This window comes from Streptomyces sp. NPDC042371 (assembly GCF_056437465.1).
Map to the genome: position 1 here is coordinate 829,101 of NZ_JBWKAP010000001.1, position 24,116 is coordinate 853,216.

The window sequence follows — 24,116 nt, forward strand, 5'->3', positions numbered from 1 at the left end:
GGTGCCCCTGAACCTGCGGCTCACCGCGCAGGTCGCCGAGGCCCTGCTCGACGCGGTGCCCGAGGGCGCGCTGCTGGTCGGCGCGGACAACCGGGTGGTGGCCGTCAACCACCAGCTCGTCGAGCTGGCACGGCTGCAGGACGTCGACACCTCGACGGGCACGTCGGTGGGGGCCCTCGCCAAGGCCGTCGCGAGGCAGCTGCCCGCGGGCAGCACCTCCCTGCGCCAGCTCAACCGCCGCCAGTTTCCGCGGACCGCCGAGGTCCGCTTCCTCGACGGCCGGGTGATCAGGACCAACCGGCGGCCGATCGACGTGGCGGGCGAACGCGTCGGCGTCCTCTGGCTTGCCGAGGACATCACCGAACAGCGCCGCCGCGAGCACGACCTGCGGCGCCACGTCCGCACGCTGGGGGAGCTCGCCCGCGAGCGGTCCGAGTTCACCGCCCGCGCCTCGCACGAGCTGCGCACCCCGCTCGCCACGATCCTCAGCTTCTGCGAGCTGCTCGACCCGCACTCGGGCGATCCGCTCTCCGCGGCGCAGACCACGTATCTGGACACCATCCGGCGCAACGCGCAGCGCATGCAGGAGATGGTCGACGGGCTGCTGCACGCCGCCACGGCCGCGGTGACCCGCCCTGAGACGACGTACGCACGGGTCGACATGGCCCGGCTCCTGGGACGCCTCACCGGCGACCTGCAGCCGCGCGCGCAGGCCGCGGGCATCTTCCTCGTCCACGCCCACGAGCCGGGGCCGCCCGCCTTCGCCGACCGCAGCCAGCTGGAGAACGCGCTCGCCGCGCTGCTGGACAACGCCGTGAAGTTCACCCCGCGAGGCGGCACGGTGACCGTCTCGGCCCACCCCTACGCCGAGCCGGACGGTGCGGGCTGGGAGATCTCCGTCGCCGACACCGGCATCGGCATCCCCAAGGAGTTCCAGGAGGAAGTCTTCACCGAGTTCGTACGCGCCCCCAACGCCCGCCGCGGCGCCTACCCCGGCACCGGCCTCGGCCTCTCCGCCGTCCGTGACACCGTACGGATGCACGACGGGCACATCGCCCTGCACGGCGGGGAGGGCGAAGGGACGGCCGTGGTCCTCCGGCTGCCCACGGGCCGTCCCGCCCCGGCCGAGCACGGATGACAGGTCTGCTCGTCGTCGAGGACGACCCCGACCTCGGCCTCGCGCTGCGCACCGTCCTCGACCGGGCCGGGTACGAGACGGTGCTCGCCGCGGACGGACAGGCCGCGCTGCGCCTGCTCTTCGCCGAACGCCCGGCCCTGATGGTCCTCGACCTGATGCTGCCGGGTCTCGACGGCTGGGAGGTCCTCGACCGCACCCGGGACATGACCGACCTGCCCGTCCTGATCCTCTCCGGCCGCACGAGTCCCGCCGAACGGGTGCGGGGGCTGCGCGCGGGCGCGGACGACTACCTGACCAAGCCCTTCGACACCCAGGAGCTGCTCGCCCGCATCGAGGCGCTGCTGCGGCGGAGCCGACCCGACCAGTGGCGCGGCGACTATGTGGAGGCGGGGCTCCGGATGGTGCCGGAGCGGCGGTCCGCTGTCTGGCAGGGCCAGGAGATCCGGCTCAGCGACATCGAGTACCGGCTGCTTCAGGTGCTCGTCCGCAATCGGGGGCGCGTCGTTACTACCGAGCAGCTTCTCGACCTGGTGTGGGACTCACCCGATGGGGCCGGGCGGGAGCGGGTGAAGTTTGCCGTGCTTCGGTTGCGGCGGCGGTTGGGCGGGCGGGGCGCCTCGGGCGGGGAGGATCCGCTTGAGTCGGTGCGGGGGGTCGGGTATCGGTATCGGGATCGGGAGCGGGAGCGGGAGCGGGAGCGGGGGGATCGGTAGGGGGTCGTCTGCGGGCAGTGGGGGCTTGGCGCGCAGTTCCCCGCGCCCCTGACCTGCCTCGGCTGCCGTTTTCGGACTCGGGTTCGTGGGGGCTTGGCGCGCAGTTCCCCGCGCCCCTGAGCTACCCGGCCGGGCCGGAGATTGGGCATGGGGCACGGACCAAAGTCCCGGGCCGAAGTCCCGCGAGCGGGAAAACCTGGGTTCGCAACCGTCGCGCAACCGAAAGCGATCCGGGGCCGCAACCGAGGCAGCGCACTCTCCAGGACGTATCCCGTAATATCCCGTTCCTCCTGGAGTGCCCCCGTGATCACCGCCGCCCCGACCACCGACGCCCGCGCCACCCGCGGCCTCCCCGCAGGGAGCGTCGCCGTCGTTCTCGGCACCCGGCCCGAGCTGGTCAAGATGGCGCCCCTCGTGCGGGCGCTCGGCGCGGCGGCACGGCTGATCCACACCGGGCAGCACTACGACGACTCGCTGTCGGGGCGTTTCCTCGCCGAGCTCGGGCTGCCCGAGCCCACCCTGCTCGCCGGTGTCGGCGGGCAGACCCGTGCCGTGCAGATCTCCGTCGCGCTCGCGCAGCTCGACGCGGAGTTCGCCGCCCGGCCGCCCCGCGCCGTCGTCGTACAGGGCGACACCAACGCGGCACTGTCCGGCGCCCTCGCCGCCAACGCCCGCGGCATCCCCCTCGTCCACATCGAGGCGGGCCTGCGCAGCCACGACCGCGCGATGCCCGAGGAGCACAACCGCGTCCTGATCGACCAGCTCTCCGACGTCCTGTGCGCCGCCACCGAGGACAACCGCGCCAACCTCGCCGCCGAGTCGATCCCCGCCGAGCGGATCGCCGTCACCGGCAACACCGTCGTGGAGGCCGTCCGCGACACGCTGCCCGGCCCCGACGAGCGCGCCGCGCTGCTCGCCGCCCACCGGCTCACCCCGGACGCGTACGTCCTGGCCACCGTGCACCGCCCGGAGAACACCGACGACCCGGCGGCGCTCCGATCCGTCCTGACCGAACTGGCCGCGCTCGCCGAGCGGATGCCCGTCCTCGTCCCGCTGCACCCGCGCACCCGCGCCCGCGCCGAGGCCGCCGCGCTCGACGGGCTGCTCGCGGCGCTCACCCTGCTGCCGCCCATCGGGTACGGAGAGTTCCTCGCGCTCGCCCGGCACGCGGCGCTGCTCGTCTCCGACTCCGGCGGTGTGCAGGAGGAGGCCACCGTCCTCGGGCGGCCGCTCGTCGTCGTACGCCGGTCCACCGAGCGCCCCGAGGCCATGGCCGCCGGGTTCGCCGAGCTCGTCGCGCCGGGGCCCGAGGTCGGCCGCGCCGCCCGGCTCAGGCTCGCCGAGGGCGACGCCGGGCTCCGCCGCCTCGCCCGCACCCCGAGCCCCTTCGGCGACGCCCTGGCCTCGCAGCGCATCGTCGCGCTCCTGACGGACCTGGTCGCCGACCGTGCCGCGGGCGACGCCGCGCTCCCCGCGGCCGCCTGACCCTCGACTCCCCCACCCCACCAGGACTTCCGATGCTGACCTTCGACCGGCTGCTCTTCCTCTTCCCCTTCCTCCTCCTCGCCTGCTTCCTCCTCTACTGGGCGGGCGCCCGCCACGCCTATCTGCGCCGCCCCGCACGCGACGGCGGTGACCCCGGCGCCTTCGAGTGGCACTTCTTCGTGCCGTGCCGCGACGAGGAGACCGTCGTCGGATCGACCGTGACCCGGCTGCGCACGGACTTCCCCGCCGCGCACGTGTGGGTCGTCGACGACGCGAGCGACGACCGCACGGCCTCCGTCGTCGCCGCGCTCGCCGAGGACGACGTCCGCGTCCACCTGGTCTCGCGCCGCAGGCCCGACGCCCGGATCGGCAAGGGCGCGGCCCTCAACGCCGCCTACGCCGAGCTCGACGAGTTCCTGCCGGACGACGCCGACCGGGCCCGCGTCGTGGTGTGTGTCGTCGACGCCGACGGGCACCTCGCCCCCGACGCGCTGAGCGCGGTCAGCGGGCCCGCCGGTTTCGGCGACCCCGAGATGGGCGGCGTGCAGGTCAGCGTGCGGATGCGGAACGTCGACGAGCCGCGCCCGCTGCCCGAGCGCGGCCGGACGCTGAACGCCCTGGCCCGGCTCCTGGTCCGCATGCAGGACATGGAGTTCGCCGTCTCCAACGCGGGCATGCAGCTGCTGCGCGGCCGCACCGGGTCCGTCGGCCTCGGCGGCAACGGACAGTTCACCCGGCTCACCGCGCTCGACCGGATCGCGGCGGCCGAGCGCCGCCCCTGGCAGCGCGACGCGCTCCTGGAGGACTACGAACTGGGCCTGCACATGATCCTCGGCGGCTACAAGGTGGCGCACATCGCGGACACGTACGTCTCCCAGGAAGGCCTGCCGCACGCCCGCCGCTTCCTGACGCAGCGCACCCGCTGGGCGCAGGGCAACCTGCAGTGCGTGCGGTACGCGCCGCGCATCGTCGGCTCGCGCCACTACTCGGGGCGCGGCGTCCTGGAGACGCTCTACACCTTCATGCAGCCCCTCGCGCACGTCGCGAGCCTGATACTCACCGTGTTCCTCGTCGCCGCCCTCGCCCTCGGGCACTCCCCGCTGGACTCCGCGCTCGGCGTCTGGCCGCTGGTGCTCGTGCTGTGCCTGCTCTCGGTCCTGCCGTTCGCACTGTGGGGCCCGGTCTACCGCAGGGACTTCGCTCCCGAAAGCTCCTGGTTCAAGGGCCTGTTGTGGGGCTTCGCGCTGTGGCTGTACGCGTACCACGTGTTCGTCGTCGCCTCGCGCGGGCTGCTGCGCGTGCTGCGGGGCCGGAACGGCTGGGCCAAGACGCGGCGCAACGCCGAGGTCGTGGGGGCGGGGCCGGTCGCCACGGAGGCGTGACGCCCGATGCCCGCGGGACGTGCGAAGGCCCCGGGACCGATGACGGTTCCGGGGCCTTCGACTACGTAGGCCTGTCTTCAACTACGTACGCCGGTACGGCATTACGCGGCGGGCAGCGCCTCCAGCTGGGCCTGCAGCCGCGCGATGTCGGCCTCCGCCTTGGTGAGGCGGCCGCGGATCTTGTCGACCACGTTGTCCGGGGCCTTCGCGAGGAACGCCTCGTTGCCCAGCTTCCCCTCGGCCTGTGCCTTCTCCTTCTCGGCGGCGGCGAGGTCCTTGGCCAGGCGCTTGCGCTCGGCGGCCACGTCGATCGTGCCGGACAGGTCGAGCGCGACCGTGGCGCCCGAGACCGGCAGCGTCGCCGTCGCCGTGAAGGCGTCGCCCTCCGGCTGGAGGCGCAGGAGCTGGCGGATGGCGGCCTCGTGCGGGGCGAGCGCCGTACCGTCCAGGGTCAGCCGGGCCGGGACCTTCTGGCCCGGCTGCAGGCCCTGGTCGGCGCGGAAGCGGCGGACCTCGGTGATGACCTGCTGGAGCGTCTCGATCTCGCGCTCGGCCGCCGTGTCGCGGAAGCCGCCCGGGGCGTCAGCCCCAGGAACCAGCACAGCGGACGGCCAGTCGGCGATGACGAGCGACTCGCCGCCGGTCAGCGCCGTCCAGAGCGTCTCCGTCACGAACGGGACGATCGGGTGGAGCAGGCGCAGGGTGACGTCGAGGACCTCTCCCAGGACGCGGGCCGAGACCTTCGCGCCCTCGCCGCCCGCCATGAACGTGGTCTTGGACAGCTCGACGTACCAGTCGAAGACCTCGTCCCACGCGAAGTGGAAGAGGGCGTCCGAGAGCTTGGCGAACTGGTAGTCGTCGTAGAGCGCGTCGACTTCGGCGACCGTCGCGTTGAGGCGCGAGAGCACCCAGCGGTCCGTGGCGGACAGCTGCTCGGCCGGGGGCAGGTCGCCCTCGATCGTGGCGCCGTTCATCATCGCGAAGCGCGTGGCGTTCCAGATCTTGTTCGCGAAGTTGCGCGAGCCCTGGACCCAGTCCTCGCCGATCGGCACGTCGGTGCCGGGGTTGGCGCCGCGGGCGAGGGTGAAGCGCAGGGCGTCCGAGCCGTACTTGTCCATCCAGTCCAGCGGGTTGACCGCGTTGCCGAAGGACTTCGACATCTTCTTGCCGAACTGGTCGCGGACCATGCCGTGCAGCACGATCGTGTGGAACGGCGGGGTGCCGTCCATCGCGTACAGGCCGAACATCATCATCCGGGCGACCCAGAAGAAGAGGATGTCGTAGCCGGTGACCAGGACGGAGTTCGGGTAGAACTTCGCGAGCGAGTCGGTCTGCTCGGGCCAGCCGAGCGTGGAGAACGGCCACAGGCCGGAGGAGAACCACGTGTCCAGCACGTCGTTGTCCTGGCGCCAGCCCTCGCCGGTCGGGGCCTCGTCGTCGGGGCCGACGCAGACGACCTCGCCGTTCGGGCCGTACCAGACGGGGATGCGGTGGCCCCACCAGAGCTGGCGCGAGATGCACCAGTCGTGGAGGTTGTCGACCCAGTCGAAGTACCGCTTCTCCATCTCCTGCGGGTGGATCTTGACCTTGCCGTCGCGGACCGCGTCACCCGCGGCCTTCGCGAGCGGGCCGACCTTGACCCACCACTGCATCGAGAGGCGCGGCTCGATGGTGGTCTTGCAGCGCGAGCAGTGGCCGACCGAGTGCGTGTACGGACGCTTCTCGGCGACGATGCGGCCCTCGGCGCGCAGGGCGCCGACGATCGCGGAGCGGGCCTCCAAGCGGTCCAGGCCCTGGAAGGGTCCTGGCACCGTGATGATCGCGTGCTCGTCCATGACCGCGATGTTCGGCAGGCTGTGGCGCTGGCCGATCTCGAAGTCGTTGGGGTCGTGCGCCGGGGTCACCTTGACGGCGCCGGTGCCGAACTCGGGGTCGACGTGCTCGTCGGCGACGACGGGGATGGTGCGGTCGGTCAGCGGCAGCTTGATCTGCTTGCCGACCAGGTGCTTGTACCGCTCGTCCTCGGGGTGGACCGCGACGGCGGTGTCACCGAGCATCGTCTCGGCACGGGTCGTGGCGACGACGATGGTCTCGTCGCCCTCGCCGTACTTCATGGAGACGAGCTCGCCGTCGTCGTCCTGGTACTCGACCTCGATGTCCGAGATCGCCGTCAGACAGCGCGGGCACCAGTTGATGATGCGCTCGGCGCGGTAGATCAGCTCGTCGTCGTAGAGCTTCTTGAAGATGGTCTGGACGGACTGCGAGAGGCCCTCGTCCATGGTGAAGCGCTCGCGGTCCCAGTCGACGCCGTCGCCGAGGCGGCGCATCTGTCCCGAGATCTGGCCGCCGGACTCGGCCTTCCACTTCCAGACGCGCTCGATGAACGCCTCGCGCCCGAGGTCGTGGCGGGACTTGCCCTCCTTGCCGAGCTCGCGCTCCACGACGTTCTGCGTGGCGATGCCCGCGTGGTCCATGCCGGGCTGCCAGAGCGTCTCGTGGCCCTGCATGCGCTTGCGGCGGGTGAGGGCGTCGATCAGCGTGTGCTCGAAGGCGTGGCCCAGGTGCAGCGCGCCGGTGACGTTCGGCGGGGGGATGACGACGGTGTACGGCGGCTTCTCGCTCTTCTCGTCGGCGGAGAAGTAGCTCCGTTCTACCCAGCGCTCGTACAGCGGCCCCTCTACCTCGGCCGGCGCGTACTGGGTCGGCAGTTCGGGAGTGGTCGCTGGAGGCTGCTGCTGAGCGTTCTCGGTCACGCGGCCAGTTTAGAGGGGCGACGGAGCGGTCCCGAAACCGGAACGTTCGGCATCGCTTGTGGCCCGGTGGTCCGGGGAGGGCTGAACCTCGTTCAGGATGTCCGGGACACATCAGCGTTCGGAGGGGGACCCACGCAATGAGTTACAACGAGCCAGGCCCTTACGGGGGACAGCAGCCGCAGCAGCCGGGGCCCTACGGGGGGCAGCCGCCGCAGCAGCCGGGGCCGTACGGGGGTCAGCAGCCGGGGCCGTACGGGGGCCAGCCTCCGCAGCAGCCGCCCGGTCCGTACGGCGGGCAGCCGCCGCAGCAGCCCGGCCCCTACGGGCAGCCTCCGCAGCAGCCCCAGCCCGGCTACGGCTTCCCCCAGCAGGCTCCCCCGCCGCAGGCGCCGTACGGCCAGTACCCCGGGCCCCCTCAGGGTGGCGGCAAGAAGAAGACCGGGCTCGTGATCGGCGCGGTCGCCGTGGTCGCCGCTGCCGCCGTCGGCGCGTACTTCCTCTTCGGCGGGAGCGACTCCGCCTCGGTCGAGGACGACGGCGCGCACAAGCTGGTGCCGCCCGCCTCGGTGGGCGAGTACAAGAAGGGTGACTCGTCCGACGACCCCGACGACGGCCCGCTCGGCTCCGGCGACAAAGAGAACGCCGAAGAGATCGGCATCAAGAACCCGGAGAACGTGGCGGCCGCGTACGAATCCGGTGAAGCTTCCGAGGCCAAGCAGATGAACTTCCAGGGGATGTACGGCGACATCGCCGACCCGGAGAAGGCCGTCGACAACGGCTTCGCCAAGGCCGAGGAGAACTCCAAGAAGGAGTCGGGCAAGGCCACCGGCGACCCCGGCGAGCAGATCAAGCTCGTCGGCAACCCCGAGAGCGTCGAGCCGGAGGGCTTCGACAACGCCGTCATGAAGTGCCAGACCGCGACCCTCAAAGGAGGCCGCGGCCAGACGACGCTGCCGATCTGCATCTGGGCAGACCACAGCACGTACGGCATCGTCTTCGGCATCGACGTGGCCGCGTTCGTGAAGGGCGGCGGTGGCGGCCTGCCCACGGACGACGTCGCCCGGTTCGCCGGCGACCTGCGCAAGGCGGCGCGCGTCAAGGCGTAGCGGATCAGCGGAACATACGCGGAGAAAGGGCCCGGGGCGGTGCGCGCGCCCCGGGCCGTCGTACGCCCCTCGTGAACCGCTGGGACGCCCCTCGTACGTCCGTCCTCTGGAACAGCCGCTCAACAACTCCGCATCGATCCGCCCCGGCCGCCCAACCCCGCGCTCCCATCCGCCAGGATGTTCGGAACACATAAGCATTGGGAGGGACCCCCAGCAATGAGCTACAACCAGCCGGGCCCGTACGGCGGGCAGCAGCCCCAGCAGCCCGGGCCGTACGGCCAGCAGCCGCAGCAGCCTGGCCCCTACGGCCAGCCGCCGCAGGCGCCGCAGCCCGGTTACGGCTACCCCCAGCAGGCTCCCCCGCCGCAGGCGCCCCCGCAGGCCCCGCAGCAGGGCGGCTACAGCCAGCCCCAGCAGCCCGCCCCTTACGGGCAGCAGCCTCCTCCCCCGTACGGCCAGCAGGCCCCCTACGGGCAGGTCCCGCCCCCGCCGCCCGGTGGCGGCAGCGGCAAGAAGACCGGCCTCATCATCGCCGCCGTCGCCGTGGTCGCCGCTGCCGCAGTCGGCGGCTACTTCTTCCTCGCGGGCGGCGACGACGACAAGGGCGGCAAGAACGACGGCTCCTCGAACGTGGCGGGCGGGGGCGACGACTCCGGCATCAAGGACGACGGCCCGCACAAGCTGACGACGCCGTCGCTCGTGATGACCGACTACAAGAAGGACGAGTCGCGCTCCGACGGTCTGAACAGCATCGACCTCGACAAGGCCGAGGCGGCCGGGGTGAAGAACCCCAAGGACGTGCAGGCGCAGTACCAGTCGGGCAGCAAGGACAACCCGATGGCGCAGAAGGTGCTGACGTTCGGCGGTGTCTACGGAGACATCGAGGACCCGGAGGGCGTCGTCGACCACATGTTCACGAACGCCAAGAAGAAGAACGAGGCGGGCGGCAGCAGCGGCGAGAGCGTCACGCTGGTCGGCGAGCCCAAGGAGTACAAGCCCGCCGGGCTGAACGGCGCCGTCCTGAAGTGCCAGGAGATGAAGGTCGACCTGGGAGGGGGCGCGGGCACCTCCGGCTCCACGGCCGGTTCCGCCGGTTCCTCCGGGCCGAGCAAGATGTCCGCGGCGACCTGCATCTGGGGCGACCACAGCACCCTCGGCTACGTCGTCACCACGGACGTCGCCAGCGCGCTGGCCGGAACGCCCGCCGACCTCGACGAGTCGGCGAGCACCACCGCCAAGTTCCGCGGGGAAGTCCGCGTCAAGCTCTGACACCTGCCGGGCCGCGTCCGGCCCGTCGGCCTCGATGCAGCAGGGCCCGGCCGGATGGCCGGGCCCTGCTGCGTCAGGATGTCGGCAACACTTAAACATTTCGGAGGGGAACCCCCATGAGCTACAACCAGCCGGGCCCGTACGGCGGGCAGCAGCCCCAGCAGCCCGGGCCGTACGGCCAGCAGCCGCAGCAGCCTGGCCCCTACGGCCAGCCGCCGCAGGCGCCGCAGCCCGGCTACGGCTACGGCTACCCCCAGCAGGCTCCCCCGCCCCAGCCCGGCTACGGCTACCCGCAGCAGGCCCCGCAGCAAGGCGGCTACAGCCAGCCCCAGCAGCCCGGCCCCTACGGGCAGCAGCCCCAGCCCCCGTACGGCCAGCAGGCCCCCTACGGCCAGGTCCCGCCCCCGCCCCCCGGCGGCGGCAGCGGCAAGAAGACCGGCCTCATCATCGCCGCCGTCGCCGTGGTCGCCGCTGCCGCAGTCGGCGGCTACTTCTTCCTCGCGGGCGGCGACGACGACAAGGGCGGGGGCGGCAAGAACGGCGGCTCCTCGAACGTGGCGGACGGCGGCATCAAGGACGACGGCCCGCACACGCTGACGACGCCCGCCACGATCCTCAGCGAGTACGACAAGAGCGACGACTCGACCGGCGGCTTCAACTCCAGCGACCTGGAGGCCGCCGAGCAGGCGGGCGTGAAGGATCCGCAGGACGTGGACGCGGGCTACGAGTCGGGGGACGAGAGCAATCCCCTGTCGCAGAAGGCCATCCAGTTCATGGGCGTCTACGGCGAGATCAAGGACCCGGGCAAGGTCGTCGACGCCATGTTCGCCAAGATCCAGCAGGACTCCAAGAAGAACAGCACGGATACGGGCGAACTCGTCGGCAGCCCCAAGGACTTCAGCACGGGCGCCGCGGTCCTCAAGTGCCAGGAGTCCGTGATCAAGAACGACAGCGGCGGCAGCGGCTCGGCCTCGGGCCCCAAGGAGATCCGCATGCCGGTCTGCATCTGGGGCGACCACAGCACCGTCGCCGTCGTGGTGCCCGTCGAGGTCGCGAACGCCATGGCGGGCAAGGTCTCGCTCAGCGACGCCTCGGCCACCACGCTCCGCGTCCGCAAGGAGGTCCGCGTCAAGTCCTGACGCACCACCGCACCACCGCACCACCGCACCACCGCACCACCAACGAGGGGAACACGAAGTGAGCTACAACCAGCCCGGTCCATACGGCGGCCAGCAGCCCCAGCAGCCCGGCCCCTACGGGCAGCCGCCGCAGGGCGTCCCGCCGCAGCCCCCCTACGGGCAGCCGCCGCAGGGCGTCCCGCCGCAGCAGCCGTACGGGCAGTATCCCGGGCCCCCTCAGGGTGGCGGCAAGAAGAAGACCGGGCTGGTCATCGGTGCCGTGGTGGTCGTGGCGGCGGCCGCGGCCGGCGGGTACTTCCTCTTCGCCAAGGGCGACGGCGGCTCCTCCGTCGCCGACGACGGCAAGACGTACAAGCTGACGGCTCCCGCGACCGTGCTGGGCGGCACGTACAAGAAGACGGAGTCAGCAGGCGGTGGCGGCGGCATGTCCTCCGGTGACCTCAAGGACCTGGAGAGCCAGGGCGTCAGCAATCCGACGGACGTGGACGGCCAGTACAGCAACGGCACGAGCACCAGCCAGAAGAGCCTCAACTTCTCCGGCGTGTACGGCAAGGTCGATGACCCCGAGAAGGTCGTCGACGCGATGTTCGCCGAGATGAAGAAGAAGTCCAAGGAGCAGCCCGGGAGCATCACCCTCCTGGGCAGCCCTCAGGAGTTCACCCCCGACGGCTTCGACAACGGCGTCATGAAGTGCCAGAAGGCCGAGTTCCGGCTGGGCGCCCCCGACAAGGCCGAGACGGACGACGGCATCCCGAACACCTTCGAGACCCCGCTGTGCATCTGGGGCGACCACAGCACGGTCGCCTCCGTCGGCCACTCCGACGCGAGCGCCACCGCCAGCGGCGAGAAGATCTCCCTGGACACGGTCGCGGGCCTGGCCGCCAAGCTCCGCGCCGACGTCCGCGTCGAGGCCAAGTAACGCCGGTCGAGGCCAAGTAGCACCGAAGGGGCGCTCCGCGATCACTCGCGGGGCGCCCCTTCGGCGTAGCGCAAACAGCTGCCGCTTATGCGGACTTCTGCTCCCCGGCGCCCGGACCCCGCGCGTCGCGCGGCACCAGCGTCGGGTTCACGTTCGAGCGAACGACGTCCGCCGTGATGACGACACGGGCCACGTCCTTGCGGGACGGCACCTCGTACATCACCGACTGCAGGACCTCTTCCATGATGGCGCGGAGCCCTCGGGCGCCGGTCTGCCGCAGGATCGCCTGGTCCGCGATGGCCTCAAGGGCCTCACGCTCGAACTCCAGCTCCACGCCGTCGAGTTCGAACAGCCGCTGGTACTGCTTCACCAGCGCGTTGCGCGGCTCGACGAGGATCTGGAGCAGGGCCTCACGGTCGAGGTTGTGGACCGAGGTGATCACGGGGAGGCGGCCGATGAACTCGGGGATCATCCCGAACTTCACCAGGTCCTCCGGCATGATGTCCTCGAACTGGTCCTTCTCCTCCATCTCGCGCTTGGAGCGGATGGTGGCGCCGAAGCCGATGCCCTTGGCGCCCGCCCGGGATTCGATGATCTTCTCCAGGCCCGCGAAGGCACCGCCCACGATGAACAGGACGTTCGTCGTGTCGATCTGGATGAACTCCTGGTGCGGGTGCTTGCGGCCGCCCTGCGGAGGCACCGACGCCGTCGTGCCCTCCAGGATCTTGAGGAGCGCCTGCTGGACGCCCTCGCCGCTGACATCACGCGTGATCGAGGGGTTCTCGCTCTTGCGAGCCACCTTGTCGATCTCGTCGATGTAGATGATCCCGGTCTCGGCCTTCTTGACGTCGTAGTCCGCCGCCTGGATCAGCTTCAGCAGGATGTTCTCGACGTCCTCGCCGACATAGCCCGCCTCCGTGAGCGCCGTCGCGTCCGCGATGGCGAACGGAACGTTCAGCATGCGGGCGAGCGTCTGCGCCAGGAGCGTCTTGCCGGAGCCGGTCGGGCCGAGCAGCAGGATGTTGGACTTCGCGAGTTCGATCGCGTCGTCACGGCCCTGCGCGCCGCCGTTCTCTCCTGCCTGGACCCGCTTGTAGTGGTTGTACACCGCTACCGAGAGGGCCTTCTTCGCGGGCTCCTGGCCCACGACGTAGCCCTCAAGGAATTCGTAGATCTCGCGAGGCTTGGGGAGTTCCTCCCAGCGCACCTCGCTCGTCTCCGCGAGCTCTTCCTCGATGATCTCGTTACAGAGGTCGATGCACTCGTCGCAGATGTACACACCGGGGCCTGCGATGAGCTTCTTGACCTGCTTCTGACTCTTTCCGCAGAACGAGCACTTGAGCAGATCGCCGCCGTCACCGATGCGTGCCACGAGGTGCTTCCCCTTCGCCTGGGAGACGCCACGTTCAGCGGCTCCTGGTGCCTCTATCCGACGGTACCTTGCCGAGCCCCCCGTTCGGGCCCCCCTTGGCACGGTTCGCTTGGACGTACGTCGTGCGCGAACCGTGCCACGGAGCGGCAGATGCTACAGCTCCGGGTCAGGCGACCGACGCATTGTTCATCTTCCGGGTGGAGATGATCTGGTCGATGAGACCGTACGAGAGCGCGTCCTCGGCCGTGAGGATCTTGTCGCGCTCGATGTCGTCGCGGATCTTCTCGATCGGCGTCGTCGAGTGCTTGGCCAGCATCTCCTCCAGCTGCGAACGCATCCGGAGGATCTCGTTGGCGGCGATCTCCAGGTCGGAGACCTGACCGCGGCCCGTCTCGCTGTAGGGCTGGTGGATCAGCACGCGCGCGTTCGGCAGGGCCATGCGCTTGCCCGGCGTACCCGCCGCGAGGAGCACGGCGGCGGCGGACGCGGCCTGGCCCATGCACACCGTCGAAACGTCCGGCTTCACGAACTGGATCGTGTCGTAGATGGCCGTGAGCGCGGTGAACGAGCCGCCCGGGCTGTTGATGTAGATCGAGATGTCACGGTCCGGGTCCATCGACTCCAGGCACAGGAGCTGCGCCATGACGTCGTTGGCGGACGCGTCGTCGATCTGCACGCCGAGGAAGATCACGCGCTCCTCGAAGAGCTTCGCGTACGGGTCGTACTCACGCACGCCCTGCGAGGTGCGCTCGACGAAGCGCGGGATGATGTAGCGGGACTCGGCGCGGGCGCCGGTGAACTCGGCCTGGCCGCTCTCGGCCTGCGTGCGCTCGTAGAGGCCGCTGCCGGGGAAGTTGTTCATCTCTGGTTCTCCTGAGAAGGGAGGGGCTGAGGTAGTGGCTTCGGGGCGCTGAGCACGGGGCTCAGGCTCCGGTGCCGCCCCCGCCCGGCATGCCGGCGGCGCTGGACATGATGTCGTCGATGAGGCCGTACTCCTTGGCCTCCTGCGGGTCGAACCAGCGGTCGCGGTCCGAGTCGCGGGTGACCTGCTCGACGGTCTGGCCGGTGTGGAACGCCGTCAGGTCGGCCATCTTCTTCTTGGTGAGCAGCAGCCGCTCGGCGTGGATCTTGATGTCCGACGCGGAGCCCGCGAGGCCCGCGGACGGCTGGTGGATCAGGATCTCGGCGTTCGGCAGCGCGAAGCGCTTGCCGGGCGTACCGGCGCTGAGCAGGAACTGGCCCATGGAGGCCGCCATGCCCATCGCGATCGTCACCACGTCGTTCTTGATGTACTGCATGGTGTCGTAGATCGCCATGCCGGCCGTGATCGAGCCGCCGGGGCTGTTGATGTAGAGGAAGATGTCCTTGTCCGGCTCTGCGGCGAGGAGCAGCAGCTGCGCGGTGATCTTGTTGGCAATGTCGTCGTCCACGGCCTGGCCGAGGAAGATGATCCGCTCGCCGAGCAGCCGGTTGTAGACCTGGTCGCCGAGGCCACCACCGATGGAGGGGTCGCCGGCGGCGGAGGGCATCAGATTCGTCACGTATCCACCTGCTCGTCTTACGACGGCGCCGGGCCGTCTCACGTCTTCAGCTGGGGCCTGGGGCACCCGCGTGCTCGCCGCTCCGGGGCGGCTCCGGGGACTCCCCTGCCCTCGTATTCATGGACCCTAACGCGCGGGGTCCCTCCGGGAATCCCGGAGAACCAACTGTTCGCTGTGAGCGCAGGTCGTGCCCCGTGAGGGGCGCGGGGAACTGCGCGAGCAACCCCCACAACCCGCACCCGCCATGGGCCCTGCCGCGGCAGACGCGCCTGCGGCCCCGCGGGGGCTGCTCGCGCAGTCCCCCGCGCCCCTAAAGACACCGGGCCCCCGGGACCGAGAAGTCCTGGGGGCCCGGTGTGCGAGCGTCAGAGCGAGGCTCAGGCCTCGGTCTTCTCGTCGGCCTTGTCCTCGGCCTTGTCCTCAGCGGAGTCCGAGGTCGCCTCGACGGTCTCGGCCGTCTCGTCCTCGTCGTCCTCGAGGTCGACGACCTCACCGTTCGTGTCCTTGACCGTGGCGGCCTCGACGACGACCGCGAGGGCCTTGCCGCGGGCGACCTCGCCGACCAGCATCGGGACCTGGCCGCCTTCGACGACGGCCTGGGCGAACTGGTCGGGGGACATGTTGGAGGACTGCGCGCGACGCATGAGGTGCTCGGTGAGCTCCTCCTGGTTCACGTTCAGCTTCTCCTTGTTGACGAGCTCGTCGAGGACGAACTGCGTCTTGATGCCCTTCTCGGCCTGCTCCTTGGTCTCGGCGTCGAACTCCTCGCGGGACTTGCCCTGGATCTCCAGGTACTTGTCCAGGTCGAGGCCCATCTGGCCGAGCTGGTGGTGCTCGAGGTTGTGCGTGCGGGTCTGGATCTCGTCCGCGAGGAGCTTCTCGGGGACGGGGACCTCGACCAGCTCGAGCAGCTTCTCCAGGACGCGCTCCTGGGCCTGCGTCGCCTGGTCGTACTGCTTCATGTTCTCGAGGCGCTTGCGGCTGTCGGCCTTCAGCTCGTCGAGGGTGTCGAACTCGGAGGCGAGCTGCGCGAAGTCGTCGTCCAGGGACGGGAGTTCACGAGCGGCGACCTGGGTGACCTTGACGGTGACCTCGGCCTCCTTGCCCTGCGCGGAGCCGCCCTTGAGCTCGGAGGTGAAGGTGGCCTCGCCACCGGCCTCCACGCCCGTCACGGCCTCGTCGATGCCCTCGAGGAGCTCGCCGGAGCCGATCGTGTAGGAGACGCCGGACGCGACGCCGTCCTCCAGGACCTCACCGTCGACCTTGGCCTCCAGGTCGATCGTCACGACGTCGCCGTCCGCGGCGGCACGCTCGACCGGCGAGGTGGACGCGAAGCGCTCACGGAGCTCCTCCACGGCCTTGTCGACGTCCTCGTCGCTGACCTCGACCGCGTCGACCTCGACCTCGATGCCGGAGTAGTCCGGGATCTCGATCGCGGGACGGATGTCGACCTCAGCGGTGAAGTTGAGGGTCTCGTTGTCCTTCAGCTCGGTGATGTCCACCTCGGGCTGGCCCAGGACGTTGAGCTCGGCCTCGTTGACGGCCTCGGTGTAGAACTTCGGGAGCGCGTCATTGACGGCCTCTTCGAGGACGGCGCCGCGGCCGAACCGCTGGTCGATGACGCGGGCCGGGATCTTGCCCTTGCGGAAGCCCTTCACCGTGACCTGCTGGTTGATCTTCTTGTAGGCCGCGTCGAGGCTGTCCTTGAGCTCCTCGAAGGGCACCTCAACAGTGAGCCGAACCCGGGTCGGGTTCAGGGTCTCCACGGCGCTCTTCACGGTTCGGTCTCCTTGGGGCTGACTTCTTGGGATTCTGCCCGGCTCAGAGACACACGGGCACACAGCTTGCATAGTAACGGCAAGCAGGAGCCGACCGACAATGCGATCTTGGACCGGCATCCCGCGAAGAAGGACGGGACGGTTCCCAGAAGGGGAAAAAGGTGGTCGGGGTGGCGGGATTTGAACCCACGGCCTTCCGCTCCCAAAGCGGACGCGCTACCAAGCTGCGCCACACCCCGTCGGTGCGACACGTAGGGTACATGCCCGCAGGCAGTGCGGCTCCCCGTTAAACGGGGCCGGATCAGGGGGGCACGTGCGGCGAGGTGCCGGGACCCGCTACGATGCCTGTCGTGCCGCGGCTTCCGCTCGTGGCGCGATCTGTGCGGGCGTAGCTCAATGGTAGAGCCCTAGTCTTCCAAACTAGCTACGCGGGTTCGATTCCCGTCGCCCGCTCTCATAGGGAAACCCCAGGCCGAAGACGGCCTGGGGTTTCTGCGTTCGAGCCCGGCCGCGGCACTCAGGGACGGCGTGCGTCGACCGTGTACACGGAGCGGGTGCCGTAGGGGACGTAGAGCGCGTCTCCCGCCGGCGTGAGCCGGGCGCCCTCCTCTCCTCCTACCCAGGGCGTGCCGACGCCCCGTCCGGGCCGGGTCCACGCGACGTCGCCGGTCCTGCCGTCCGGTGCGGCGAGGCGGCCGCTGGGCGAGGCGACGAAGACGTGGGTCGCGGAGGCGAGGGGGCGGCCGGGGAACTCGACGGTGGAGTTGCGGTTCCAGGACTGGCGGCCGGTGCGGGGGTCGACGGCGCGGACGCCGCCCCGGGCTGGGTGCGGGACAGCCCGATGGTGCGGCGGGTGCGGCTGCCGGTCGCGGTGACGGCGACGATGCTGCGGTACGCGGGACCGGTGGTGTCGGCGAGCAGGAGCCGCCCGTCGGCCTGGCCGACGAGGGTGCGGGTGCCGCGCACGGTGACCGTCCAGGCGGGCTTGCCGGTGGCGGGGTCGAGGCGGGAGACGCGGGTGCTCGCCTTCCTCCCGTCTCCCACGGAACAGATCAGATAGCCCTTCGCGGCGGCCTCCCACAGTTGGCACTGCTCCTTGGGCAGCGGCTGCTTCCAGCGCGGGTCGGCGTCCTCGGGGTCCAGCAGGGCGTACGAACCGCCCTCGGCGCCGTGGAGGGTGAGGACGCCGTCCTCCGTGGCGGCGGCGGTGCTCTCGGCCGGGGTCAGGCCGGGCGCCATGGCGCCGTTGCCGCGCTGGGGGGGCGTGGTCCACAGGACGTCGCCGGTTCTGGCGTCGAGGGCCTCGATCGCGTACTTCTCGTACGATTCGCCGCTGTCGTCGTCCGGGACGGCGCACATGGGCCTCACGGCGATGGGGGACCTGCTCCTTAAGAGCTCGGATGGGGGTCCCCCCTGCTCCTTAAGAGCTTGGGGGAGGGTGCGGAACTCCTGGTCGTCGGCGTACTGCCCGGGGACGGCCTTCAGCGCGAGGCGGCGGCCCGATGCGGAGCGGCCGAGATGGACGACGCCCGTGCCGCCGGAACCGAGCCGGTCCTCGATCGGATATCCGCCGATGTCTTCCGGGTCCGAGTCGCGCAGAACCATCCCTTACGCCCCCGTCCCCTCGACCCGTGCCCCCCGCTCTCCGGTTCCCCGCAGCGGACGCGGGTTCGAGAACGCTCCCCCGCGTGGCCTCAGAAGCTGATCGAGTTGATGGTCTCCGCCACTTCGTTCAAGAAGCGGTTTATGGAAGGCGCCATGCCTGTGGAAGCGAGGAAGAAACCGAAGAGCACCGCGACGATGGCGGGCCCCGCCTTGAGCGATCCCCCTCGGATCAGCACCACAAGGATGATCGCCAACAGCAGCACCACTGACAGCGAAATGGCCACACTGATCACACCCTAGGTCGGTCGCTCTCCCGGCCCGGGGGGTACGACCCCGCACACCCCCGCCAGGGACCATCGTGCCACCAACAAGCCCCCTCCATGCGGCCGGTGACACATCGTCGGCCAACACGTCACGACCCCGGAGCGCAAGGGCGCCTTGGGGGCGCAAGGGCAGCGCACTGTCGTACAGCAATTCGACGACCTGCCGTCATCAGGAATTCGCGTTGATCGTTGCCATCGCCACACACGACGTTCGCAGGAAATTCGAATTGTCGCCGAGGGCACATCGAAGGTGCACCAAGAGAGGTGAACTCCGTCGACACCTCCGGCCAACCGGACATTTCACCAGAGTCGCCCGCAGGCGTTATGCACCATTTAAACCGGATGAGTTGTGACGTACCGGACAGAACCGGGCCGCATGCAACCAGATCTCTTTGTCGACTCGACCGAATCTCGGGGTACCGGCTACCCGGTTAAGCGGGATTCACCCACGTGATTGTCGGAGATTGCGTTGAGAGAAGTGACGAGGGTTTTACGAATAGACGGCAGCGACGCTAGGGTGCCTCAGATGTTCCACGCTGCCACCACCCCCGTAGGCGCAGTGCGGTCCCGGGTCGTCTCACCGAGCTCGTGGTGGGAGGGCCTGTGACCAACTCGGTGCACCCGCACGGACGCCACCGGGCGCCCCTCCCCCCGGCCCAGGTGCCGGCGGACGGAGTTCCCACTCCTCGCGCCCCCCAACCGCCCCCGCAGGCCCTCGCCACAGCTCCCCCCACCCCGGCAGGCCGCAGCACCGCCCAGAGCGGGTCCAAGCCCGCCAAGCAGCGCGACGCGTTCTTCGACAACGCCAAGTACCTGGCGATCGTCCTCGTGGCGATGGCCCACGCATGGGAACCCCTGACGGATCACAGCCGCGTCGCCGAGTCGCTGTACATGACCGTCTACACCTTCCACATGCCGGCGTTCATCGTGATCTCCGGCTACTTCTCGCGCAGTTTCGACATGCGGGCCGACCGCCTCAAGCGGCTCGTGACCGGCATCGCCGTGCCGTACGTCATCTTCGAGATCGCGTACACCTTCTTCAAGCGCTGGGCGGACGACGACCCCGGTCAGCCGATCAGCCTGCTCGACCCCTGGTACCTCACCTGGTTCCTGGTCGCGCTCTTCGTGTGGCGGCTCACCGTGCCGCTGTGGAAGATCGTGCGCTGGCCGGTGCCGCTCGCACTGGCCATCGCCACGCTCGCCGTGATCTCACCCGACATCGGCGACGACCTCGACCTGCAGCGCGTGCTGCAGTTCCTGCCGTTCTTCGTACTTGGCCTCTTCATGAAGCCCGAGTACTTCCAGCTGGTGCGCCGCCGCGAGGTGCGGATCCTGTCGATCCCGGTCTTCGCGAGCGCGCTGCTCCTGGCGTACTGGGCGGCTCCCCGGATGACGTCGGCCTGGTTCTACCGCCGGGACAGCGCCCAGGAGCTGGGTGCCCCGTGGTGGGCCGGTGTCGTGATGACGCTGGCGCTCTTCGGCTGCTCCGTCGTCCTCACCGCGTGCTTCTTCGCCTGGGTGCCGCGCCGCACGATGTGGTTCACGGTCCTCGGCGCCGGCACGCTGTACGGCTACCTGCTGCACGGCTTCCTCGCCAAGGGCTCCCGTTTCTGGGGCTGGTTCGACGACTACGAGTGGCTGCACCAGCCGCTCGGCGAGATCTTCGTGTCGGTGGTCGCCGCGAGCGTGGTGACGGCGTTGTGCACGCCACCGGTGCAGCGGATGTTCCGTTTCGCGATGGAGCCCAAGATGGAGTGGGCGTTCAAGCGGGACGCGGCGCAACTCGCCCGTGAGCGGGCCAAGTCGACGTAGGGCAAGCACGGCGCAAGCCGACGGATCCGGTTCTACCGGAGCCCCAACAGGGCGCGCATGGTGGCGTACTTCGCCGTCAGGCGCGCCCTTGTCGTTGCGTCGAGGACCGCGAGGCGGGCCGGGTCCGCGTTGTGCGCCAGGTCCGCCTCCTTCACGAGGCGGGCGCCCGGGGTCGCGAGGATGCGCTCGGCGTACGCCTCCTTGGGCTCGCCCGCGCGCTTGGTGAGGGCGAGGACGATGTCCTTGGTGCGCCGGGTCAGCGGGGCGTCCCCGAGCCACTGCTCGGACAGGGCGTCGTCCTCGACGGAGTCGTGCAGCCAGGCGGCCGCGATCTGCTCGTCGTCGCCGCCCCGCCGCCGCACTCCCTCGGCCACGGCCTGGAGGTGTTCGGCGTAGGGGCGGCCCGCCTTGTCCTGCTGGGCGGCGTGGGCCTCGCGGGCGATGGCCTCCACCTCCGGCAGGGACAGAGTCGGATGGCAGCCTCGGCCGACGGATGTCATGCGGCCGACCTTAGCGCCGCCCTCGCCGGGATCGTCGCCGAGGCCAGGCCGAGGACCAGGACCGCGCCCACGAAGGAGCCGTACACCAGCGGCGGGACGTACGGGGATTCGCCGGTCAGACCCCTCATCATCGGGACGAGGGTGGCGAACGCGATCGCCGAGCCGATGACGATGCCCGCGCAGGCCACGAGCAGCGCCTCCCAGCGGATCATCCGCAGGACCTGGCGGCGGGTGGAGCCGATCAGGCGCAGCGTGCCGAGTTCGCGACGGCGGTCCAGGACCGTCATCACCAGGGTGTTGACGGCGGCGACGGCCGCGAAGCCGCCGAGGACGGCCGCCATCGTGGTGTTGGCCCAGGCGTTGAGTTCGTTGTCCATGGAGCGGGCGGTGGCGTAGCCGTCGCGGTCCTTGAGCTCGCCGAGTCCGGAGAGGGCCTGCGCGGAGCCGCCCCTGGTCCAGATCTCGGTGGCGAAGGACGAGGTGACGTGCTGCTTGAGGTCGGCCGCGGGCATGGTCACCTGGGAGAGGCCGAGGCCCCTGCCGTACGTGGCGACGATGGTCGGCGAGGCCTTGGTGCCGTCGGGCAGGCGGACGTCGAGGCGGTCGCCGGTCTTCACGTGTGCGGAGGTGGCGAGGGCGGCGTCGACGGCGATCTGGCCCCTGCCGAGCTTCAGGGCGCCGGTCTCCACCTTGAGGTCCTGGACCTTGGCGAGCCCGGCGGCCGTGCCCGTGATGCCCTGGGCCGAAGCGGACTCCAGCCAGCGGTCGCCGCCCGAGCCGACCGGCACGAGCAGGGAGGACTTGAGCAGGCCGACGGCCGAGGTGACGCCCTTCGCGTCGGCGGCCTTCGCCAGCGTTGCCGGGGCGAGGCCTCCGTCGGAGGTGACGATGTGGTCGGCGGTGATGCCCGCGCGCTGCTGGTCGGCGGCGACCCGCTCCTCGCTGGTGTGCATGAAGACGAGGACGGAGGAGAAGGCCATGGCGAGCACGATCGGGGTGATCGCGGAGGCCAGTCGGCGGGCGTTCGAGCGGGAGTTGGCGGCCGCGAGCGAGGCGGACGCACCGGCTCCGCGCAGCGGGAGGCCGAACAGGGCGGCGCAGCCGCGGGCCACCAGCGGGCCGAGCAGGGCGACGGCGAGCATGAAGAGCATGACGACGCCGAGCGCCGCGTTCGCCGCGTCCTCCCCGGTGTTGTGGGCGGCGAAGCCCGCGAAGATCGCACCGCCGACGGCGGCGGCGATGCCCAGCGGCGTCCTGATCCAGCCGAGCGGCACCCGCTCCACGGAGGCCTCGCCGAGCGCCTGTCCCGGCTTGATGCGGGAGGGGCGGCGGGCGGCCATGTATCCGGCGCCGAGCGCGGTGAGGACGGCGACTCCGGCTGCGCTGACGAGCGGGATGAAGGAGATGGAGAGGTCGACGCCCTCGGGGATCGCGCCCTTCTCCTTCAGCTGTCCGAACCACCAGGTGGCCAGGGCGATGCCGGGCAGGAGGCCGACGGCCGCGGCGGCCGGGGCGACGAGCAGGGTCTCGGTGGCGATGGTGCGGCGGATCTGGCGGGGTGTGGTGCCGATGGCGCGCAGGAGTGCGTACTCGCGGGCGCGCTGGCCCACCGAGAGGGCGACGGTTCCCGCGGCGGTGAAGACGGCGGTCAGGGCGGCGATGCCGCCGAAGGAGCCGCCGAGGCCGGTGAGCATCTCCTTGGCGTAGGCGAGCGAGGAGCCTTCGGCGGCGCTGCGGTCGTTGCCGGTGTGGACGTCGGCCTTCTTGCCGATGGCGTGCGCGACCTGGGACTTGAGGGTGTCGTCGGACACGCCCTTCTTGGGCAGGACGGCGATGGCGTCGACGCGTCCGGGGTGCCCGGAGATGCGGACGGCCTCGGAGTCGGCGAACCAGGCGGTGGGGGCGGGCTGTCCGGCCCGCACGGTGCCGGAGACGCGGAAGTCGCGGGGGCCGTCGGCCGTCGTGAGCGTGGTGCGGTCGCCGACGTGGCCGCCGGGCGCGGCGAGGACGACCTCGCCGGGCTGCGGGGCGCGGCCCGCGGTCAGCTTCTCGCCGGTGAAGGCGGTGGAGCCCCAGCCGTGTGCGGTGACGTCCTTGCCGCCGGACTTGACGGGGAAGGTGACGTCGGGGACGGCGGTGCGGGCGCCGGGCACCGAACCGGCCTGGGCGACCAGGGAGTTGTCGATGCGCGCCTGGTCGGGCAGCGGCGTGGCCTCCTCGGACCTGTCCTCGCCGCTGCCGGTGACGAAGCGGACGGACTGGTCGGCGGCGGCCACGACGGGGGCGCCCGCGTAGCGCTCGGGCGGCACGGAGGCGCGTAGCCCCGTCTCCAGGAGGATTCCGCAGGCGGCCACGATCAGCGAGGCCATCATCAGGGCGACGAAGGTGCCTGCGAACGCGGCGGGTTTGAAGCGGACGGCCGCGCGGGCGAGGCCGTTGGGGACGTACGCCATTACGCGGCCACCCCCGCGTACGCAGGCGCGGTCAGGGCGGTCATCCGGGCGGCGATCTGTGCGGCGGACGCGCGCTCCAGGCGGTCGACGAGGGAGCCGTCGGCGAGGAAGAGGACGCGGTCGGCGTGGGCGGCGGCGGCCGGGTCGTGGGTGACCATGACGACGGTGGCGTTCAGGCCGTCGACGGCGGAGCGCAGCAGGCCGAGGATCTCGCTCGCGGTGGTGGTGTCGAGGGCGCCGGTCGGTTCGTCGGCGAAGATCACGTCCGGCTCGGTGACGAGGGCGCGGGCGATGGCGACGCGCTGCTGCTGGCCGCCGGAGAGCTGGCCGGGGCGGCGGCGGCCCTTGTCGCCGAGGCCGACGCGGGTGAGCATCTCGGCGGCCTTGCGGCGGTCGGGGCGGTGGCCCGCGAGGCGCATCGGCAGCACGACGTTCTGTTCGACGGTCAGCGACGGCAGCAGGTTGAAGGCCTGGAAGACGAAGCCGAGGCGGGTGCGGCGGAGCGCGGTGAGCTTGTTCTCGCTCATGCCGGTGATCTCGGTGCCGCCGAGGCGGACGGTGCCCGCGCTCGGCCGGTCCAGGCCCGCGGCGCACTGCAGGAACGTGGACTTGCCGGAGCCCGAGGGGCCCATGACGGCGGTGAAGCTGCCGCGGGGCAGGGCGAGGTCGATGCCTGCGAGGGCGTGCACGGCGCCGGAGCCGCGGCCGTACTGGCGGCGGACGCCGCGCAGTTCGACGGCCCAGTCGCCGGGCGCCCCGCCGAGAACGCGAACGTCCTCCTCGACGACTCGGTTCTTCTTCCGCCGCAGCCCCATGTCCCTGTCCACC

At 70.9% G+C, this 24,116-nt stretch carries 19 protein-coding genes, 2 tRNA genes and 1 pseudogene; 10 read left to right on the forward strand and 12 right to left on the reverse strand.

What is annotated here, in order from left to right; all coding sequences use genetic code 11:
* Position 1 precedes the first annotated feature (1 nt).
* The 4 genes from AC068B_RS03670 (at position 2) to AC068B_RS03685 (ending at position 4,718) form a co-directional block, all read left to right on the forward strand.
* Entirely contained in the window at positions 2-1,138 is a 1,137-nt protein-coding gene (locus AC068B_RS03670; RefSeq protein ID WP_478668739.1) for a sensor histidine kinase, read from the forward strand.
* Positions 1,135-1,851: a response regulator transcription factor gene (locus AC068B_RS03675; RefSeq protein ID WP_478668741.1), complete on the forward strand. Its 717-nt coding sequence runs from the start codon at positions 1,135-1,137 to the stop codon at positions 1,849-1,851. Before AC068B_RS03670 ends, AC068B_RS03675 begins: the two co-directional genes overlap by 4 nt.
* Positions 1,852-2,253: 402 nt before the next feature.
* Positions 2,254-3,336 carry a non-hydrolyzing UDP-N-acetylglucosamine 2-epimerase gene (wecB, locus tag AC068B_RS03680; protein ID WP_478669236.1) on the forward strand — a complete coding sequence of 361 codons (1,083 nt, stop codon included), beginning with the start codon at positions 2,254-2,256 and terminating at the stop codon, positions 3,334-3,336.
* Between the two features lie 32 nt (positions 3,337-3,368).
* Positions 3,369-4,718: a glycosyltransferase gene (locus AC068B_RS03685; RefSeq protein WP_478668743.1), complete on the forward strand. Its 1,350-nt coding sequence runs from the start codon at positions 3,369-3,371 to the stop codon at positions 4,716-4,718.
* Between the two features lie 101 nt (positions 4,719-4,819).
* Here AC068B_RS03685 and AC068B_RS03690 read toward each other — a convergent pair whose 3' ends face one another.
* Positions 4,820-7,471, reverse strand: a complete 2,652-nt coding sequence (locus AC068B_RS03690; RefSeq protein ID WP_478668745.1) for a valine--tRNA ligase — start codon at positions 7,469-7,471, stop codon at positions 4,820-4,822.
* 137 nt (positions 7,472-7,608) lie between these two features.
* Here AC068B_RS03690 and AC068B_RS03695 point away from each other — a divergent pair, with 137 nt between their 5' ends.
* The 4 genes from AC068B_RS03695 to AC068B_RS03710 all read left to right on the forward strand — a co-directional run bounded on the left by AC068B_RS03695 (position 7,609) and on the right by AC068B_RS03710 (position 11,904).
* Positions 7,609-8,577: a hypothetical protein gene (locus AC068B_RS03695; RefSeq protein ID WP_478668747.1), complete on the forward strand. Its 969-nt coding sequence runs from the start codon at positions 7,609-7,611 to the stop codon at positions 8,575-8,577.
* A 216-nt stretch (positions 8,578-8,793) separates the two neighbouring features.
* Entirely contained in the window at positions 8,794-9,846 is a 1,053-nt protein-coding gene (locus AC068B_RS03700) for a hypothetical protein (RefSeq protein ID WP_478668749.1), read from the forward strand.
* A 116-nt stretch (positions 9,847-9,962) separates the two neighbouring features.
* A complete protein-coding gene (locus AC068B_RS03705; RefSeq protein ID WP_478668751.1) occupies positions 9,963-10,985 on the forward strand; it encodes a hypothetical protein in 1,023 nt (340 codons plus the stop codon).
* A gap of 58 nt (positions 10,986-11,043) precedes the next feature.
* Positions 11,044-11,904 carry a hypothetical protein gene (locus AC068B_RS03710; RefSeq protein ID WP_478668753.1) on the forward strand — a complete coding sequence of 287 codons (861 nt, stop codon included), beginning with the start codon at positions 11,044-11,046 and terminating at the stop codon, positions 11,902-11,904.
* Between the two features lie 85 nt (positions 11,905-11,989).
* Here AC068B_RS03710 and clpX read toward each other — a convergent pair whose 3' ends face one another.
* The 5 genes from clpX to AC068B_RS03735 form a co-directional block, all read right to left on the reverse strand.
* The gene (clpX, locus tag AC068B_RS03715) at positions 11,990-13,276 is read right to left on the reverse strand and encodes an ATP-dependent Clp protease ATP-binding subunit ClpX (RefSeq protein ID WP_055569952.1); all 1,287 of its coding nucleotides are present in this window, start codon (positions 13,274-13,276) and stop codon (positions 11,990-11,992) included.
* Between the two features lie 166 nt (positions 13,277-13,442).
* Positions 13,443-14,138 carry an ATP-dependent Clp protease proteolytic subunit gene (locus AC068B_RS03720; protein WP_471584337.1) on the reverse strand — a complete coding sequence of 232 codons (696 nt, stop codon included), beginning with the start codon at positions 14,136-14,138 and terminating at the stop codon, positions 13,443-13,445.
* A 61-nt stretch (positions 14,139-14,199) separates the two neighbouring features.
* A complete protein-coding gene (locus tag AC068B_RS03725) occupies positions 14,200-14,805 on the reverse strand; it encodes an ATP-dependent Clp protease proteolytic subunit (protein ID WP_478669237.1) in 606 nt (201 codons plus the stop codon).
* 389 nt (positions 14,806-15,194) lie between these two features.
* Positions 15,195-16,595, reverse strand: coding sequence for a trigger factor (gene tig / locus AC068B_RS03730; RefSeq protein WP_478668755.1), 1,401 nt, complete (start codon positions 16,593-16,595; stop codon positions 15,195-15,197).
* A 162-nt stretch (positions 16,596-16,757) separates the two neighbouring features.
* Positions 16,758-16,834, reverse strand: a tRNA-Pro gene (locus AC068B_RS03735).
* A 143-nt stretch (positions 16,835-16,977) separates the two neighbouring features.
* Here AC068B_RS03735 and AC068B_RS03740 point away from each other — a divergent pair.
* Positions 16,978-17,048, forward strand: a tRNA-Gly gene (locus AC068B_RS03740).
* Positions 17,049-17,112: 64 nt separating this feature from the next.
* Here the strand turns inward: AC068B_RS03740 and AC068B_RS03745 are convergent.
* The 3 genes and pseudogenes from AC068B_RS03745 to AC068B_RS03755 form a co-directional block, all read right to left on the reverse strand.
* Positions 17,113-17,685, reverse strand: a complete 573-nt coding sequence (locus tag AC068B_RS03745) for an outer membrane protein assembly factor BamB family protein (protein ID WP_478669239.1) — start codon at positions 17,683-17,685, stop codon at positions 17,113-17,115.
* A gap of 14 nt (positions 17,686-17,699) precedes the next feature.
* Positions 17,700-18,200, reverse strand: a pseudogene (locus AC068B_RS03750) (hypothetical protein); the annotation flags it as partial.
* A gap of 89 nt (positions 18,201-18,289) precedes the next feature.
* Positions 18,290-18,484, reverse strand: coding sequence for a hypothetical protein (locus tag AC068B_RS03755; RefSeq protein ID WP_055570088.1), 195 nt, complete (start codon positions 18,482-18,484; stop codon positions 18,290-18,292).
* A gap of 642 nt (positions 18,485-19,126) precedes the next feature.
* On the opposite strand from AC068B_RS03755, the gene AC068B_RS03760 reads away from it, so the two are divergent.
* Positions 19,127-20,335 (forward strand): acyltransferase family protein, encoded by a 1,209-nt coding sequence (locus tag AC068B_RS03760; protein WP_478668757.1) that lies wholly within the window; start codon positions 19,127-19,129, stop codon positions 20,333-20,335.
* A 32-nt stretch (positions 20,336-20,367) separates the two neighbouring features.
* Here AC068B_RS03760 and AC068B_RS03765 read toward each other — a convergent pair whose 3' ends face one another.
* The 3 genes from AC068B_RS03765 to AC068B_RS03775 are packed head-to-tail and all read right to left on the reverse strand — an operon-like array spanning position 20,368 to position 24,103.
* The gene (locus AC068B_RS03765) at positions 20,368-20,835 is read right to left on the reverse strand and encodes an HD domain-containing protein (RefSeq protein WP_478668759.1); all 468 of its coding nucleotides are present in this window, start codon (positions 20,833-20,835) and stop codon (positions 20,368-20,370) included.
* Positions 20,832-23,288, reverse strand: coding sequence for an FtsX-like permease family protein (locus AC068B_RS03770; protein ID WP_478668760.1), 2,457 nt, complete (start codon positions 23,286-23,288; stop codon positions 20,832-20,834). The genes AC068B_RS03765 and AC068B_RS03770 overlap by 4 nt, the downstream gene beginning before the upstream one ends.
* Positions 23,288-24,103, reverse strand: coding sequence for an ABC transporter ATP-binding protein (locus tag AC068B_RS03775; protein ID WP_478668762.1), 816 nt, complete (start codon positions 24,101-24,103; stop codon positions 23,288-23,290). The genes AC068B_RS03770 and AC068B_RS03775 overlap by 1 nt, the downstream gene beginning before the upstream one ends.
* Between the last annotated feature and the right edge of the window lie 13 nt (positions 24,104-24,116).

Excerpts from the sequence above, each read along its gene's own strand:
- AC068B_RS03705 (WP_478668751.1), top strand. The coding sequence starts at position 9,963 with ATGAGCTACAACCAGCCGGGCCCGTACGGCGGGCAGCAGCCCCAGCAG.
- AC068B_RS03775 (WP_478668762.1), bottom strand. The coding sequence starts at position 24,103 with ATGGGGCTGCGGCGGAAGAAGAACCGAGTCGTCGAGGAGGACGTTCGC.
- AC068B_RS03725 (WP_478669237.1), bottom strand. The coding sequence starts at position 14,805 with ATGCCCTCCGCCGCCGGCGACCCCTCCATCGGTGGTGGCCTCGGCGAC.
- AC068B_RS03700 (WP_478668749.1), top strand. The coding sequence starts at position 8,794 with ATGAGCTACAACCAGCCGGGCCCGTACGGCGGGCAGCAGCCCCAGCAG.
- AC068B_RS03685 (WP_478668743.1), top strand. The coding sequence starts at position 3,369 with ATGCTGACCTTCGACCGGCTGCTCTTCCTCTTCCCCTTCCTCCTCCTC.
- wecB (WP_478669236.1), top strand. The coding sequence starts at position 2,254 with ATGGCGCCCCTCGTGCGGGCGCTCGGCGCGGCGGCACGGCTGATCCAC.
- AC068B_RS03770 (WP_478668760.1), bottom strand. The coding sequence starts at position 23,288 with ATGGCGTACGTCCCCAACGGCCTCGCCCGCGCGGCCGTCCGCTTCAAA.
- AC068B_RS03720 (WP_471584337.1), bottom strand. The coding sequence starts at position 14,138 with ATGAACAACTTCCCCGGCAGCGGCCTCTACGAGCGCACGCAGGCCGAG.
- AC068B_RS03765 (WP_478668759.1), bottom strand. The coding sequence starts at position 20,835 with ATGACATCCGTCGGCCGAGGCTGCCATCCGACTCTGTCCCTGCCGGAG.
- AC068B_RS03675 (WP_478668741.1), top strand. The coding sequence starts at position 1,135 with ATGACAGGTCTGCTCGTCGTCGAGGACGACCCCGACCTCGGCCTCGCG.
- AC068B_RS03695 (WP_478668747.1), top strand. The coding sequence starts at position 7,609 with ATGAGTTACAACGAGCCAGGCCCTTACGGGGGACAGCAGCCGCAGCAG.